General features: G+C 68.9%; 10 protein-coding genes and 1 pseudogene. 7 read left to right on the forward strand and 4 right to left on the reverse strand.

All coding sequences use genetic code 11. The annotated features are described in order from the left end of the window. Nucleotides 1-139: 139 nt before the first annotated feature. From AB0F52_RS38460 to AB0F52_RS38470, 3 genes are all read right to left on the reverse strand, one after another. Entirely contained in the window at nt 140-316 is a 177-nt protein-coding gene (locus tag AB0F52_RS38460) for a hypothetical protein (RefSeq protein WP_360181748.1), read from the reverse strand. Nucleotides 317-908: 592 nt separating this feature from the next. Further along, nucleotides 909-1,130 carry a hypothetical protein gene (locus AB0F52_RS38465; protein ID WP_360181751.1) on the reverse strand — a complete coding sequence of 74 codons (222 nt, stop codon included), beginning with the start codon at nt 1,128-1,130 and terminating at the stop codon, nt 909-911. 260 nt (nt 1,131-1,390) lie between these two features. Further along, nucleotides 1,391-3,073, reverse strand: coding sequence for a pentapeptide repeat-containing protein (locus tag AB0F52_RS38470; RefSeq protein WP_360181753.1), 1,683 nt, complete (start codon nt 3,071-3,073; stop codon nt 1,391-1,393). A gap of 111 nt (nt 3,074-3,184) precedes the next feature. Here AB0F52_RS38470 and AB0F52_RS38475 point away from each other — a divergent pair, with 111 nt between their 5' ends. From AB0F52_RS38475 to AB0F52_RS38500, 6 genes and pseudogenes are all read left to right on the forward strand, one after another. Continuing rightward, nucleotides 3,185-3,442 carry a hypothetical protein gene (locus AB0F52_RS38475; protein ID WP_360181756.1) on the forward strand — a complete coding sequence of 86 codons (258 nt, stop codon included), beginning with the start codon at nt 3,185-3,187 and terminating at the stop codon, nt 3,440-3,442. A 150-nt stretch (nt 3,443-3,592) separates the two neighbouring features. Further along, a complete protein-coding gene (locus AB0F52_RS38480; protein ID WP_360181759.1) occupies nt 3,593-4,360 on the forward strand; it encodes a DUF6283 family protein in 768 nt (255 codons plus the stop codon). 22 nt (nt 4,361-4,382) lie between these two features. Then, a complete protein-coding gene (locus AB0F52_RS38485; protein ID WP_360181762.1) occupies nt 4,383-5,858 on the forward strand; it encodes a Mu transposase C-terminal domain-containing protein in 1,476 nt (491 codons plus the stop codon). A gap of 2 nt (nt 5,859-5,860) precedes the next feature. Beyond that, the gene (locus AB0F52_RS38490) at nt 5,861-6,982 is read left to right on the forward strand and encodes a TniB family NTP-binding protein (RefSeq protein ID WP_360181765.1); all 1,122 of its coding nucleotides are present in this window, start codon (nt 5,861-5,863) and stop codon (nt 6,980-6,982) included. Between the two features lie 177 nt (nt 6,983-7,159). Next, nucleotides 7,160-7,411, forward strand: a pseudogene (locus AB0F52_RS38495) (TniQ family protein); the annotation flags it as partial. A 270-nt stretch (nt 7,412-7,681) separates the two neighbouring features. Next, nucleotides 7,682-9,613: a LysR family transcriptional regulator gene (locus AB0F52_RS38500; RefSeq protein ID WP_360182251.1), complete on the forward strand. Its 1,932-nt coding sequence runs from the start codon at nt 7,682-7,684 to the stop codon at nt 9,611-9,613. 406 nt (nt 9,614-10,019) lie between these two features. On the opposite strand, the gene AB0F52_RS38505 is transcribed toward AB0F52_RS38500, so the two are convergent. Further along, the gene (locus AB0F52_RS38505; RefSeq protein WP_360181768.1) at nt 10,020-10,403 is read right to left on the reverse strand and encodes an SH3 domain-containing protein; all 384 of its coding nucleotides are present in this window, start codon (nt 10,401-10,403) and stop codon (nt 10,020-10,022) included. A gap of 851 nt (nt 10,404-11,254) precedes the next feature. On the opposite strand from AB0F52_RS38505, the gene AB0F52_RS38510 reads away from it, so the two are divergent. After that, complete coding sequence (locus tag AB0F52_RS38510) at nt 11,255-14,149, forward strand: BTAD domain-containing putative transcriptional regulator (protein ID WP_360181771.1); 2,895 nt, start codon at nt 11,255-11,257, stop codon at nt 14,147-14,149. Nucleotides 14,150-14,310 lie beyond the last annotated feature (161 nt).

Here is a 14,310-nt window from a genome sequence, read left to right on the forward strand (position 1 = left end):
TCGCCGCGCTGAGGATGATGTGGCGTCAGAGAGTGCGAAGGTCACGCCGCGGTCGCAGAATGCCATCCCGCGGCGACCGCCGGCCGTTCGCCGGGCGAGCTCCTCTCGGCACACCTGCCGGTGGGTGACCGGCCAGGTGTCATCCGGGTTCCACGCCCGCCGGCTGCTGCTCGGCGGCCGCGCGCAAGTCCTGCTCGGCGACGAGCACCTCGTGCGCCACCGTCAGCATCTGCGTCAGCCGACGGCTGTCCTGCCAGCGCTCGGCCATCGTCGCGACCTCCAAGCCGTCGACGTAGGGCTCGAGGTCGAACCCCACTGGCCGAAATGGTGGTCAGACCTGCTAGCGGAGGCTCATGATGACTGTCTCCAGCTCCGCTACAACGCGCCTAAAGGATCAGGCTCATCAGGACGCCGCGGCGGCACACCATACTCAGCCGGTTCGAACAGACGCCCGTCGATCATTGCCCTGTCGAATCTGGCGTCGCCACCGAACTCCGCACCGCCGAACTTGGCGACGTTGCCGAACTCCGCCCCAAAGAACTCGGTGGCGCCGCCGAACTTCGCTCCATAGAACCAGGCGTCGCCGCCGAACTTCGCACTGGCGAACCCGGCATCGCCACCGAACTCCGCACCGTCCTCGGCGTCTCCCGTCAGTGTCCGGGCTGGGGACGAAGCGCCTGGACTTCGGCCGCCTCGTCGGCTCGGGCCACGGCCTGGTAAGCGATGGTCTCGCCGTGGCCAGCGAAGCGATAGTAGCGACGCCGTGTTCGCCCCAGGTCTTCGTGGTCGGCGGGGTCCTCCCAGAAGCTCTCGATCAGCCCGGCCCGCGCCAGACGGCAACTGCGACGAGTCGTAGCACAGCCGCTCTCGTTGGCCAGGAGCGCCTCTGAAGGGCAGTGTACTCGGCATCATGACCGCAAGACGGGCATTCCGATGCTGACCGGGCCGCCGTCGCGGGCGCGCGCGATCGCGCGGTCCAGGTCGGCGAGCTTGGCGGTGGCGGCGTGCAGGCTGACGGTCAGGCCCTCGACCTCGCGGAGCCAGCCGTTCATCCGAGCTTCGGTGATCCGGTCGGGGAGGTTGCGAACGATCTCGGCAAGCCGCTGCCGCTGGCGCGGGTCGACGCGCATGACGGGACAGCGGAGGCAGGCGTGCTCGTGCTGACGGCCAGCCAAGCCGGCGGGCGAGTGCCAGGACGGTCGGCGCTCGTCCGGCGCCGGTGGAAGCGTCGGCGTTCAGGGCGTCGAGCGCGGCACGCACCTCGGCGGTGGTCGGCAAGTCGGTGTAGCGGTCATGGGGCCTTCTCAGCGTGCCGGGTGAGCACACGTGGCGAGATCGCGGCGTCACCGTAGGTCACTGCCCGGGGGCCCGGCACCCCATCCGGTTCGGGTTAGTGAGGGTGCTTGGGTAGTCCGTGCTCAGCCGGATCGAATGCGCGTCCGTCGTATACGGCCTCGTTGAACACGGCGACGCTGCCGAACTTCGCCCCGTCGAACTCCACCCTGCCGAACTTGACGCCGCCGACGAACTGCACGCCGCCGAATACGGCGCCGCCGACGAACTCCACCCCGCCGAATACGGCGCCGCCGACGAACTCCACCCCGCTGAACACGGCGCTGCCGCTAAACTTCGCCCGGTCGAACCTGGCGTCGCCGCCAAACTCCACGCTGTCGAACACGGCGCCGCCGCCGAACTCCACGCTGTCGAACCTGGCGTCGCCGCGAAACTTCGCCGCGTCTACCTCGCCGGCGCCGCCGCCATATTCTGTCCCGGCGAACACGACAGCGTCGCCGAACTTCGCCCCGTCGAAGCTAGCGTCGCCGCCAAACTCTGCCCCGCCGAACAGGCCGCCGCCGCCGAACTTCGCCCCGTGGAACCTGGCGTAGCCGCCAAACTCCGCGCTGTCGAACTTGGCAATGCCGCCGGACTCCACGCCGCCGAACACGGTGTCGCCGCCGAACTTCGCCCCGCCGAACTTGGCGCTTCCGCCGAACTTCGCGCTGTCGAACACGGCGTTGCCGGCGAACTTGGCCCAGTCGAACCTGGCATCGCCGCCAAACTCCACCCCGCCGAACAGGCCGACGCCACCGAACTCCGCGGTGCCAAACCCGGCGTAGCCGCCAAACTTCGCCCCGTCGAACACGGCGTCGCCGCCAAACTTCGCCCCGTCGAACACGGCGTCGCCGCCAAACTCCGCACCGTCGAACAGGGCGACGCCGGCGAGGGTCGCATTGCGGAATGAGACTTGGGCGACTCTGCAAGCGGCGAGGGAGAAGTCGATGAGGGTGGTGCCGGTGAGGTCGATGGTGATGTCGCGCCAGAAGTCGGGGTCCGGGTGTTTGGGGTCCGGGCCGGGTTGCAGGTGCTGGTGCAGGATGCGTTGCGCGGTAAGGCGTACCTCGCGTTCTTGCAGCTGGGTTTCCCGGGCGACGTCGGGGGGAGCGGCCGCGCGAGTTTGGCTGCGGTCCGTGGCATCCGGCGGCAGGGTGTAAGGGTTGCGGAGGTAGGCGCAGATCACGTTGACCACGGTCTGCCGCTGGTGGGGGTTGTCCTGCGCGACGCGCTCGAGGGCATACAGACCGCCGTGCCGGACCGCGGCTTGTGGCGAGCCGAGTTGCTCGACCGCCTTGAGGTATAGTTCGCTCAACCGCCGCTCGGCGGCATCGTGCTCGGTGGCGCGGGCGACCCGGTCCTGGTGAGCCACCGTGGCGGCGTGGACCTCTTGCTGGTGGCCGAGGGTGCGTTCGCGGTTGTCGAGGTCGGCTTCGGTGGAGCGCTGGCGCCGCCACGACAGGTACAACGCGACCGCGCCGCCGCTGCCCAGCCCGATGCTCAGACCGATCTTGAGCGCGTCCAGCCGGTTCTTCACCAGGTCGCCACCGGTGAGCCCGGCGGTCGCCGGCCACCACAGCACCACCCCCGCACCCGCGGTCAGCACCACGATCACGGCCGCGGTCAGCCACATCGTCTTCGGCGACAGCTCCCGCAACCGCGCCGGCTGATGCGTCGCAGCAGCCGGTGACGGAACGGAGACACCAGGGCTCGGCGGCAGTGACGTCGCGTCGTCGGTCATGTCCAGCTAAGTCGCAGGAGCAGGCCAGGACGTTGCAGACCACCACGGCGGCCACGGGCCGGGGACGACCCTGTTACAGATTGGGGTCCGAGCGCGACATTATCGTCGAACGTGACGGGAAGTGGGTCGATGACGGGCGAACGACGAGTACTGGTCCAGGCGGAGACCCGCGCGGTGTCGGCGACCATCGACGGCGCCCATGCGGGATTCCAGTACGCCGGGGTCACCATCCAGCGCCTGGAGAACAGCGATGTCGTCGAGCAGACATGGGTGCCGGTGGGAGCCTCCCCCACCTACGCCGACGACGAAGCACTCGTCGATGCCTGGCACGCCGCCCTCGAATGGAGTTGGGCTCGCTCCCAGGCCTAAACGGTGACGATCCTTGCTGCCGCCCCGGGCGAACTACACTCGCTTCGCACCGAGCGAAGGGAAGCCCAGGGTGACTGTGCCTGATCCATCGGAGAATGCGCCCGCGGCGCGGGGTGCCGAAGTCGTGGCTGTGCGCGAAGGCGCGGACGGGTGGGTGTCGTCACGGTCTCCTCGCCCGGCGGTGCCTACCAGGTGGAGCCGTGCCTGCGGTGCCCGTGGCTGCTCGACTCGCCAGTCGGTGCGTTCCCACCGGAGGTTTTCCAGCTCTCAGCGCACACCACCTACGACCAGGCAACGCGAAGGTTCGGCTGTCACGCCAGCAAACCCGACGAGCCGAAGACCTGTGCCGGGTTCCTGCTGCACGGCGCCGCCCACAACCTGACGGTTCGCATGTACGGGCCAAACATCACCAGCGACGTGTCGAGCGATCGTCCGCTCTACGCCAACTACCGGGACATGGCCATCGCCAACGGCGTCGCCCCCGACGACCCCGTCCTCGCGCCCTGCCGCGACGCCCGTCCCTACCTCGACGAGGACGCCACAACCTCCGCCGCCGACCTCGCTCGAGACCGAGCCGCGGCGACTGTCGCTCGCGCCGTGCGGATCATCCGCGACTTCATCGTCGAGAGCGCCGGCATGGACCTCGGCGAGCCGATGACCGCCGACGCGACCCTGCTCGCCGGTCGCCTGGCCGCCGCGGGGCACCTGACCGTCCCACCACACGAGTACTACTCCGGCAGCGAATCCGCGGTCGAGCTCATCCGAGCCTTCATCGTCGAATGCGTGGGCAGCGACACCGGGGACGAGATGACCCACCAAGCCGAGCAGATGCGCCAGCGCATCGCCGCCGCAGGCCTGCTTGTCGGCGGAGTTCACGAGCCGGTTCGGATGAAGGCCGCCCCGGACCAATACAAGTAAGCGTTGTGGAACTTCACGGTATGTGCCACTCGGCGAGCGCCCCGAGCAACTCCATCGCCGCGGCCGCGCGGGCGAACACCCGCAGTACGTCCCGCTCGGCGGCCGCCGGCGGGACCGCGACATCGCGGACCGGCCAGACGGGGCGTACGGGAAGCTCCGGCCGACGCGGCCGGGTGAGTACGTGCTGATGGACTCGACACGGCTGGACGTGTTCGCGCTGGACCCAGTGACGTTGCGGTGGATCAACTGCGAGCTCACGGTGGCGATGGACTGGTACACCCGCTGCGTCACCGGGATCCGGTTCACGCCGGTGTCGACGAAGGCCATCGATGTCGCATCCGTGTTGTTCCAGGTGTTTCGGCCCCGACCCGCAGGTGCGGATTGGCCGGATCACGCGGTGTGGCCCGAGCACGGCATCCCGCGCACCGTGCTACTCGACGTCGACGCCGTTGAGCGCCCCGCGGTTCGGCGGCCGGGCGTGTCGGGGCCGGCGATGGTGCCGGAAACGATCGTGGTCGATCACGGCAAGGTGTTCGTCTCCGAGCACCTGACCAGCGTGTGCGCGCGGATGGGGATCTCGATCCAGCCCGCGCGGCTGCGCACTGGGCGGGACAAGGGCCCTGTGGAGCGGTTCTTCCGCACCCTGCGGGAGGATCTGCTGCAGGCGCTGCCCGGCTACAAGGGGCCGGACGTACACGCGCGCGGCATCAACCCGGAAAACGACGCGTTCTTCTTCCTCGACGAACTGGAAGCGATTATCCGCGAGTGGGTCGCGGCGGTGTATCACCATCGGCCGCACGACGGGCTGCTCGATCCGCACCTGCCCGCGGTGCGGATGTCCCCGGCGATGATGTTCGGACACGGCCTCGCCCGCGCCGGCTACATCGAGGCCCCACGAGATCCGGATCTGGCACTGGAGTTCCTGCGCACCGAGTGGCGCACGATCCAGCCCTACGGCGTGGAGATCGACGGACGCCGCCACAACGGGCCCGCTCTCAACGCCTACCGCGGCCGCAAGAGCTCCTACACCGGAGTCGCGCGCGGGCGGTGGCCGTTCCAGGTCGATCCGGACGACATCAGCCGCGTGTACTTCCGCGACCCTCACACCCGCACGTGGCACACGCTGATGTGGGAGCATGCCCCGGCGCTGGACATGCCGTTCAGCGAGGACGCGCTGGCATTCGCCCGCAAACTCGCGGCGTCGCGCTACACCTATCCCGACGACAAGGTCTCGGTAGCCGATCTGCTGGAGCGCTGGAACGCCGGCCTCGGCCGCAGCCTCGCGGAACGCCGGATCGCACTGCGCCTCGCGCGGGAGCAGGCCGCGCTCGATCCGCCCGCCACCGAGCCAGTGGTTTCGGCGCTGCCCTCGGTGGCCCGCGTTCTCGACGCCGCAGCGCAGGCGAACGAGCCGGAGCTGGGCGACGACGATGTCGACGAGCCGTCCGAGCTGGTCATGGACGGCGACTTCTACGCCGACGCGCTGGAGGACGTGTGAGCATGACCGGTCTTGACAACCTCACCCTCGCGCGCAAGGAGGGCTGGCGGCGGTTCGTGGAGGCACCCGCGCGCACCCAGCCGGAGACGTTGTCGCGCGAGCAGATCCGCCGGCTTGACGACCGCTCGCGAGCGGATTACGACCGGCGGCGTCGGGAATGGCACGCGAACCTCGGCCCGCTGCGCACCCCGCAGCTGGCCGAGCTGCACGAAGATCTGTGGGACATCGTGGACAGCAACGCCCACGACGGGGACAAGGCCAAGGGCGCGGTCGCGATCGACGCGTTCCCCGGCTTGGGCCAGACCACCTCGGTGCTGGCCTTCGCCAAGCAGTTCCACCTGCGCGAGGTCGCCGAGCACGGCCCCCGCACGCCGGAGGGGCATGAGCGGTGGCCGGTATGCCGGGTCGGGCTGACCGGCAATACCGGGTTGAAGGACTTTAACCGGGCGATGCTGGAGTTCTTCGCCCATCCCGGAACGGGCCGGGGCACCGCGAGCCAGTTCGCCACCCGCGCCCTGGACTGCATGATCAGCTGCCACGTCCGGTTGCTGATCGTCGACGACCTGCACTTCCTGCGCTGGCGTGCGAGTACCGGAGTGGAGATCAGCAACCACTTCAAATACATCGCCAACGAGTACCCGGTCACGCTGGTGTTTGCCGGCGTCGGACTGGCGCAGCGTGGCCTGCTCGACGAGGTCGATGCGGCCGGCAACCCGGTGCTGGCGCAGTCCGGGCGCCGGACCACGCGGCTGGGGATGCAGCCGTTCCTGATCGACACCGCCGAGCATCGGCGGCAGTGGCGCGCGGTGCTGCTGGCGATCGAGCAGCGTCTGGTGCTCGCCGAGGCCCGGCCGGGGATGCTCGCCGACGACCTGTCGGACTACCTGTTCGCACGGTCGACCGGACACATCGGATCCTTGATGACACTGATCAACCGCGGCTGCCAGCGCGCCGCGCGCACCGGCGCCGAACGTCTCGACCAGACGGTGCTCGACGGTGTGAAGAACGACGCCGCGGCGGAGAACGCGCGCCGCGAACTCGACGCCGCGCTCACCGCGCGCCGCATCACCAGCCGCAACAGCACGACGACCACCCGCGGTCATGCAGCGGCAACCGCGTCGTGAGCCGGTTGAGACAGCTGCCGGTGAGCGTGGTTCCGGTGCCGGGCGAGAGCCTCGCCTCCTGGCTAGAGGCGTTGTCGCGGCGACCGTCGACGCCCACAGTGGATCTGTTGCCTGCGCTCGGGCTCGACGTCGCCGCCCAGCGGCGCCGGGCCGCGGCGCCGGGCCGCGGCCTTCGCGGTGTTCCTACGGCCGAACGAAGCGTCTCGCATCGCTGCGGTCACGGGGATACCAGCCCCGAAGTTACAGGAGATGACGCTGGCCCACTATGACGCGGTTGTACGAGTCGACCCCGACAGGAGGCGAGTCACGGCGCACCACGCGTGGGTTCGGCGCCCGGGAACGTGGTTCTGCCCGGACTGTCTGGCCGAGTCTGGCGGCCGGTGGCAGCTGAGCTGGCAACTGGGCTGGTCCTTCGCCTGCACCCGCCACCGCTGCCTGCTCGCAGACCGCTGCCCGGACTGCGGCCACGTTCCGCGGCCCGGGACCTTGTGGTTGCACGTCCCGCAGGCCTCGCGGTGCAGCACGCGCCCGGGGACGGCCCGACGCAACTTCGCGCGCTGCGGCGCTGACCTGACCACCGCTGCGGTGCACGAGCTCGCCGCCGGGCACGCGGTACTGGCCGCCCAGCACCTGCTCGACACGGTCCTCACCACCGGCACCGCCGCGTTCGGCCTCTACACCGCGAGCCCGGCGCACCGGATGCTCACCGATCTGGCCGTGCTCGCGTCCCGGATCCTGCGCACCACCGAAGCACCCCGCGCCGGTGATCCCCACGTCGGCGACCTGAGCGGCGTGTACCGGACGGCGCTGGTAGACACCGACGGCTCCGGGCGCCGCCCCGGTACGGCGCCGGCGCACGCGATCCTTGCCGGGGTCGCCACCACCCGTGCCCTGACCGTACTGAGCGCCGCCGATGAGACGACGGCTGTCGCCCTGCTCACCTCCTTGTGCGCGTCTGGCAGTGCAGGTCGGAGAATGGTTGCACCGCACCACTCCCGGCAGCGGCCCATCACCCCGCAGCTGGCCGGTGTCCTGCAACGGGCCCGCCGCACACTGTTCCCGGCCCCAGCCCCGCCTTCGTTCGCCCGCACCTCCCGAGCGCTCACGCCGTTTGGACGTCGTCGCGACCTCCTCGGCAGCGTTCAGCGCTGCCCGATCCGCGATCGCTCCGCCGCGATCCCGACCGTGTTCTGGCCGTGGTGGACACTGCGCCTCGCTCCGCTGTGGAGCATGGGTCGGCTGGTGCGCGGCGCGTTCGCGTGCCTGACGGTATCCAGCGGCACCGCCCTGTCCATTCCCGCGACGATCGCCCGGCTCGACGCCGATGTCTCGAGAGCCTACGTCGCCCAAGCCTTGCAGCGCATGGCCACGGAGCCCGCGTGGGACGCCCAGCGCGCCGCGCTCGCCCGCATCGCCCGCCACCTCGATCAGCACGGCGCCCCGATCGACTATGCACGCCGGCGCGCACTTGGCTACACCGATCTGCTGCCCGAGCCGCGCTGGGGATCCCTCCTGGTCCGTACCGGCTTCCGCCGCCACAGGGGCACACTGCGGTCCATGCGCTGCCTGCTGTTCGAGACGATCAGCGGCAAGCCGGCCTCCGCCGCACCCCCGCACTACGCGCCGCGCACCAAGATCCAGCGCGACGCCTTCTCTGACTTCCCGACGCTGCTCACGGCTCGCCTGGTCACCGAGCTGCGCCTCGTCGCCACCGAGTTCCTTACCGGTCATGGCATCGACGAACCCGTAAGCTGGCAACCACCGCACAAGCTCGCCGACGGTCTCGACCTGCCCGGCCCCGACCCCGACACGCTGCCCCGGCAATCGCTGGTGGATCTGCTCCGCGCGGACCTTCCGCTCGGACAGGCCGCGTCGCACTCGGGCATGACGCTCGACGCCGCCCGATACCTGCTCGCTCACTACCCTCGCGACACCAGCAACGACCACGACAGCGGCGAACGGCTGCGCGTCCAGCTGCCCGCCGAGACGTTCCGGGATCTCTACCTCGACCACGGCTGGTCCATCTCCGCTCTCGCCGCCCGCTACCAGGTCAACCGGCGCCGCATCACCACCCTCGCCACCGCCTACGACATACCGCTGCGAGACCCGAGCAAACCACAAGCCGGCATCAGCCAGCGGTGGCTACATGAGCAGTACGTTCGCCGTGGCCGCAGTTCAGAAGACCTCGGCGCCGAGCTCGGCCTACACCCCGCCACGATCCTCAGCTGGTGCCGCCGCTACAACTTGCCCGTGCGTCCAGCCGGCCCCAACGTGCACCACGACGCTCTCTACCCGACCGACGCCATCCCGCCCGAGCTCCGGCCGGCGCTGACCGGCTCCCGCCCGTGGAAACGCCTGGCCGCGTTCGTCCACCTGCGCGACCACCCGACGCTGCGGGCCGCCGGGGCCGCGATCCCGATCGATCCCAAGAACCTCGCCCGCTACATCCGGCAGCTTGAACGCGAACTCGGACAACAACTCGTGCACCGCTCCGCCCCGCCGAACCCGATCACCGGACTCACTGAGCACGGCCACGCTCTCGCGAACACAATCGCCACCGCCCTCGAACAGACACCCAGCCTGGCGCGCACCGAGATCACCCGGCTGCCCAGCAGCCGCTCACACCGGTGAACCGCTCGCGTTCAATCGGCCGACGGCTGGTGTTGGGCCTCGAACCGGTCCCAGCGATCGGGGTACTGCTCCAACTGGCCACCTGCGACATCTGGTGGTGTCACATAGAAGGCCGGGATCTCGGCCTGCCCGCCGCGCGAAGGCCCGACTGTCTCAGTGCACATGTCGCGTCACTGGCCAGGGCGAATCGTCACGCCATGATCATTGGGACCTCACCTGCTTTCCGTCCGATCATGATCATCACTGAGCTGAGTGCCTATCCGTTGTGTCTCAACGGAATATCATCCAGCACATCAGGGCATGGCGGCCCGACACTATGGCCTAGAACGGACACCGCTGATCTGTCTGCTGAACGGGCTCAGTGAAGGTGGCGGCACCGTCGGGTGTCCGCCACCTCACTTCCTGCTCAGAAGCCGCAGTACTCGATGCTGCCGCGGGTGAATCCGTCGGCGTTGAGGTCGAGCAGGGTGTCGCGGACCCAGCCCCGCACACCGGTCCGCTGATTGCGCAGGTAAGTCCAGCTGTAGTCGTCGTTGCCCCAGGTGTAGCAGTAGTAGAGGGCGTCGTCGGTTGGCTGCAGAGCACCAGGCGCGGAGCAACCGGTGGAAGAGCCGCTGCGCTGGTTGGCCGCGCCCCCGGCCGGGGCATCGGCTTCGACCCGATTTTCGAGGTTGGGGCCGGCCGTGCCACAGTTCGCGTGCATTGGACCGATGGCACCCGGGTCAATCTTCGGTGCCGCGTTCGCCGGCATCGCCGTGATCAGACCGGCTACGGCGGCCGTCGCCGTCATCGTGGTAGCGATTGTCCTTCTCATATGTGATCACATCCCGATCTTCTTAGTTTCCCGATAAGTCGACTCGTGTCGGCAGTAGATGGCCTGATGCGTTCACCGGTCCGTCGCCGTGGCACATCTGGTGATCTACCGGTGTTGCGTTGTCCACGATCGGTGAGAACCCTGGCGGACAATGCGGACTTTGGTCGCTCAGGGGGGATACGAGCTCCAGGGGGGCGAATGCCTCGTGGGCAACGGCAGCTGGACCTACACCAAGCTCCTTTCCACGTTCGCGGCACACGCAGGGTCCCAAATTCGATGACACTTTCCAAAAGATCTTGCGACTGAGATGCCACCAGCGACATCGAAAACGGGATTGGACGGCAACCGATGCAAGCGCAGCCGGATCAGCGAACGTCAGTTCCTGTGCCTGTTGCCGTTCCAATCGACGTACCACGAACAGCCCGAGCCCCTCTCGCACACCATTGACATGTAGGCATTCTGCTCCTTCTGTGCTTCATGCGAAGGCATGAAGTGGCAAACGGGTACTAGGGCCTTTCATGCGGATTCAACGGGAGTTTCGATGGCTATCTCGACTTCCTGCGGAGACCGCGCGATATCGGCCAAATCGTGCGCCACCGAGCGGGGGCCTGCGACACGTGGCCGCGTCGCGGATTTCGCCCGGTTGCGACGACTTCCGCGCGTTCGGCTGCGAGCCGGTGGGCGGCTTCGATGTCCAGCAGCCCGATCATCGGGGTTCCCCCTCTCGTCGTGGTCACCGATGGTCACGTACGGGTCTGTGTGGGAGTCTGGTGAGAAACCTTGAAGTCGCAGGGTCAAGCCATCTGACGAGTGCGCGGAGGGGCGCCATGACGATGGAGTTTCGTCTGCTGACCGGTCTCGAGGTGCTCGTCGACGGGCAGCCGGTGGCTGCTGGGTTCGCCCGGCAGCGGGCGGTGCTGGTGGCGTTGCTGGTCGACCTCAACCGCCCGGTGTCCATCGACGAGCTCGCCAAACGCGTGTGGGGTGAGCGCCTGCCTCGTCATCCCCGCGAGGCGCTCTACGGGTACGTGTCACGCCTGCGCGGCGTCCTGGCGGCGGCCGGCGATGTGGCCATCGGCAGGCAGCCCAGCGGATATGTGGTGACCGCGGATCCGATGACGGTGGACCTGTTCCGGTTCGAGCACGCCGTCGCCCTGGCACGGGGCTGCGATGAGGCCGATCGGGGTTTGGACCTGTTCACCGCCGCTCTCGATGGGTGGCGCGGTGAGCCGGTGGCGGTCGTGGACACGCCCTGGATGTGTGCCCTCCGGGACCGGTTGCGGCAGCTGCGCCGAGCCGCCGAGCTGGATCGGCATGACCTCGCGCTGCGTCTCGGGCAGCACGCCGCTCTGCTCCCGGCTCTGGCCGCGCAGGCCGACCGGTACCCCCTGGACGAACGAGCGGCCGGACAGCTGATGCTCGCGCTCTACCGCAGCGGCCGTCAGGCCGAGGCCTTGGCGCATTACCGGCGGGTCCGGCTGCGGCTGGCCGACGAGCTCGGCGCCGACCCCGGTGCCGCCCTGCAGCGGCTGCAGCTGCGGATGCTGTCCGCGGCGCCCGACATCGACACCCTCGAGGAAGCAGCGCCGGTGTCCCCTCGGGTACTGCCCCGGCAGCTGCCCGCTGCCCCCGCCGCTTTTGTCGGCCGTGTCCGCGAACTCGCCGCGCTCGGTGGGATGGCCGGCCGGCCCCGGGAACCGGGATCCGCGGCGATGGTGTGGGTGTTGTCCGGTGGCGGTGGGGTTGGGAAGACTTGGCTGGCCCTGTGGTGGGCTTATGGGCACCTCGCTGAGTTCCCGGACGGGCAGCTGTTCGTGAATCTCCGCGGCTTCGACCCTGCGGCGGAATGCGTGGCGGCCGAGGCGGCCCTGCATGGGTTCCTGACCGCCCTCGGCTTGCCACCTGCCGCGATCCCCGCGGATCCAGACGCCCGGGCCGCGCTGTACCGGAGTCTCGTCGCCGACCGGCGGCTGCTGATCGTGCTGGACAATGCCCGCGACACCGCTCAGGTCACTTCGCTGTTGCCCGGTGGATCATCCTGCACGGTGCTGATCACTAGCCGGCACCGGCTGAGCGCCCTGCTGGCCACGCACGGCGTGCGACCGCTGCCGCTGGACGTCCTCGCCGCCCCGGAGGCACGCGAGATCCTTGTCCGTCACCTCGGAGCGGCCCGGATCGACGCCGACCCGGACGCCACGCAGGAGCTGCTGGACCACTGCGCGGGCCTGCCCCTGGCCTTGGGTATCGTCGCCGGCCGAGCCGCGACCCGCCCGGGCTTCCCGCTCGCCGGGTTCTCCGCCGAACTGCGCGTCCCCGCTGAACGGCTGGACGCGCTCGACACCGGTGAGCTGCCGTGGAACCTCCGGACGGTGTTGTCCGCCTCCTATCGCGTGCTCGACGCGCAGGCCGCGGCGGCATTCCGGTTGCTCGGCCTCGCACCCGGACCGGATATCGCGCTGACGGCTGCCGCAGCGCTGACCGGCCTGGCTCGCGCCGCGGCCCAGACCGCCCTGAGCGGCCTCGAAATGGCCAGTCTGGTCGAGCAGTACCGTCCAGGCCGGTACCGCATGCACGACCTCACCCGCCTCTACGCCACCGGACTCGCGCACAGCCACGACACGGAGCCCACCAGGCGGGACGTGCTGGCCCGCCTGTTCGGCCACTACTGCCATGTGGCTTCCGTCGCCGCGGACATGCTTTCCCCGGACGAGCGTCACCGGCGGCCACCGATCCCTGCTCCCGTCGGGCCAACGGTGACGTTGCCCGACGTTCACGCCGCCTTCGCCTGGCTCGACGCAGAACGCGAGAACCTCGTCGCGACCGCACTGTACGCGGTCGACCACGGCCGGGCAGACGTGGTCATCCACCTATCCCCGACCCTGTTCCGGTACCTCGACCATGGCAGCCACTACCAGGACGGCTTGACGCTGCATACCGCGGCCTGCGACGCCACGGCCACCCACCACATCGACCACGCTCACGCGCTGTGCAACCGCGGCTTCGACCTCATCCGTCTCGGCCGGCCCGACGAAGCGCTCAGCGACCTCCGCCACGCGCTCGAGCATTCCCCCGCCGACCCGCTCGTGGAGTACGCGGCCAACACCAACCTCGGATTCGTCCACGACAACCGCGGTGACCACGACACGGCATTCGAGCACTTCACCCGCGCTCTCGCCGCAAGCCGCCTCATCGACGCCCGGTCCACCCATGGCATCGCGCTCAACAACCTGGGTGAGTGCTACCGCAAACTCGGCCACTACGACGAGGCGATCGATCACCTTCGCCGCAGCATCGCCATCGCAGAGGAACTGCACTACTGGGGACTGAGCGGCTACGCATTTAACTGTCTCGGCGACCTGTACTGGGCACAAGGCAACCATGACGAAGCCCACGACAGCTATACCGGCGCACTGGAGCTGGCCCACGTCTTCAGAGACCGTGGCCTCGAAGCGGAGATTCTGAACAAGATGGCTGCGGCAGAATCTGACCCGCACCACGGTCTCGAGCGGTTCCGGCAAGCGCTCCGGATTGCCTGCGAAATCAGCTTCCCCCTCGAACAAGCGCACGCGTACTTCGGCATGGCGCGGATCCACCGCGCGCTTGGCGACCTCGCGACGAGCCAGAATCACGCGACCCAAGCATTGAGCATCTACGCCGTGCTGAAAAATCACCAGACGAGCACCGTCGAAGAATTCCTCCGCGATCTGCCCGCAACGCCGTAGGGACGCTCAGTCGACCCCTGTTCCTCGACTTCCCCGAAGCGGCAGACTGCACTCCGACTGCTGACAGACACCACATCGCCATTTACCCGCAGGTATGGAAAGTCGGTTTCGGCTTGCAGAAAGGAAATGTCAAGCGCATGAGACCGATCATGGTGACATCG

Source organism: Amycolatopsis sp. NPDC024027 (assembly GCF_040638975.1).
Lineage (GTDB): Bacteria > Actinomycetota > Actinomycetes > Mycobacteriales > Pseudonocardiaceae > Amycolatopsis.

Excerpts from the sequence above, each read along its gene's own strand:
- AB0F52_RS38465 (WP_360181751.1), bottom strand. The coding sequence starts at position 1,130 with ATGCGCGTCGACCCGCGCCAGCGGCAGCGGCTTGCCGAGATCGTTCGC.
- AB0F52_RS38470 (WP_360181753.1), bottom strand. The coding sequence starts at position 3,073 with ATGACCGACGACGCGACGTCACTGCCGCCGAGCCCTGGTGTCTCCGTT.
- AB0F52_RS38490 (WP_360181765.1), top strand. The coding sequence starts at position 5,861 with ATGACCGGTCTTGACAACCTCACCCTCGCGCGCAAGGAGGGCTGGCGG.
- AB0F52_RS38500 (WP_360182251.1), top strand. The coding sequence starts at position 7,682 with ATGCTCACCGATCTGGCCGTGCTCGCGTCCCGGATCCTGCGCACCACC.
- AB0F52_RS38505 (WP_360181768.1), bottom strand. The coding sequence starts at position 10,403 with ATGACGGCGACGGCCGCCGTAGCCGGTCTGATCACGGCGATGCCGGCG.
- AB0F52_RS38510 (WP_360181771.1), top strand. The coding sequence starts at position 11,255 with ATGACGATGGAGTTTCGTCTGCTGACCGGTCTCGAGGTGCTCGTCGAC.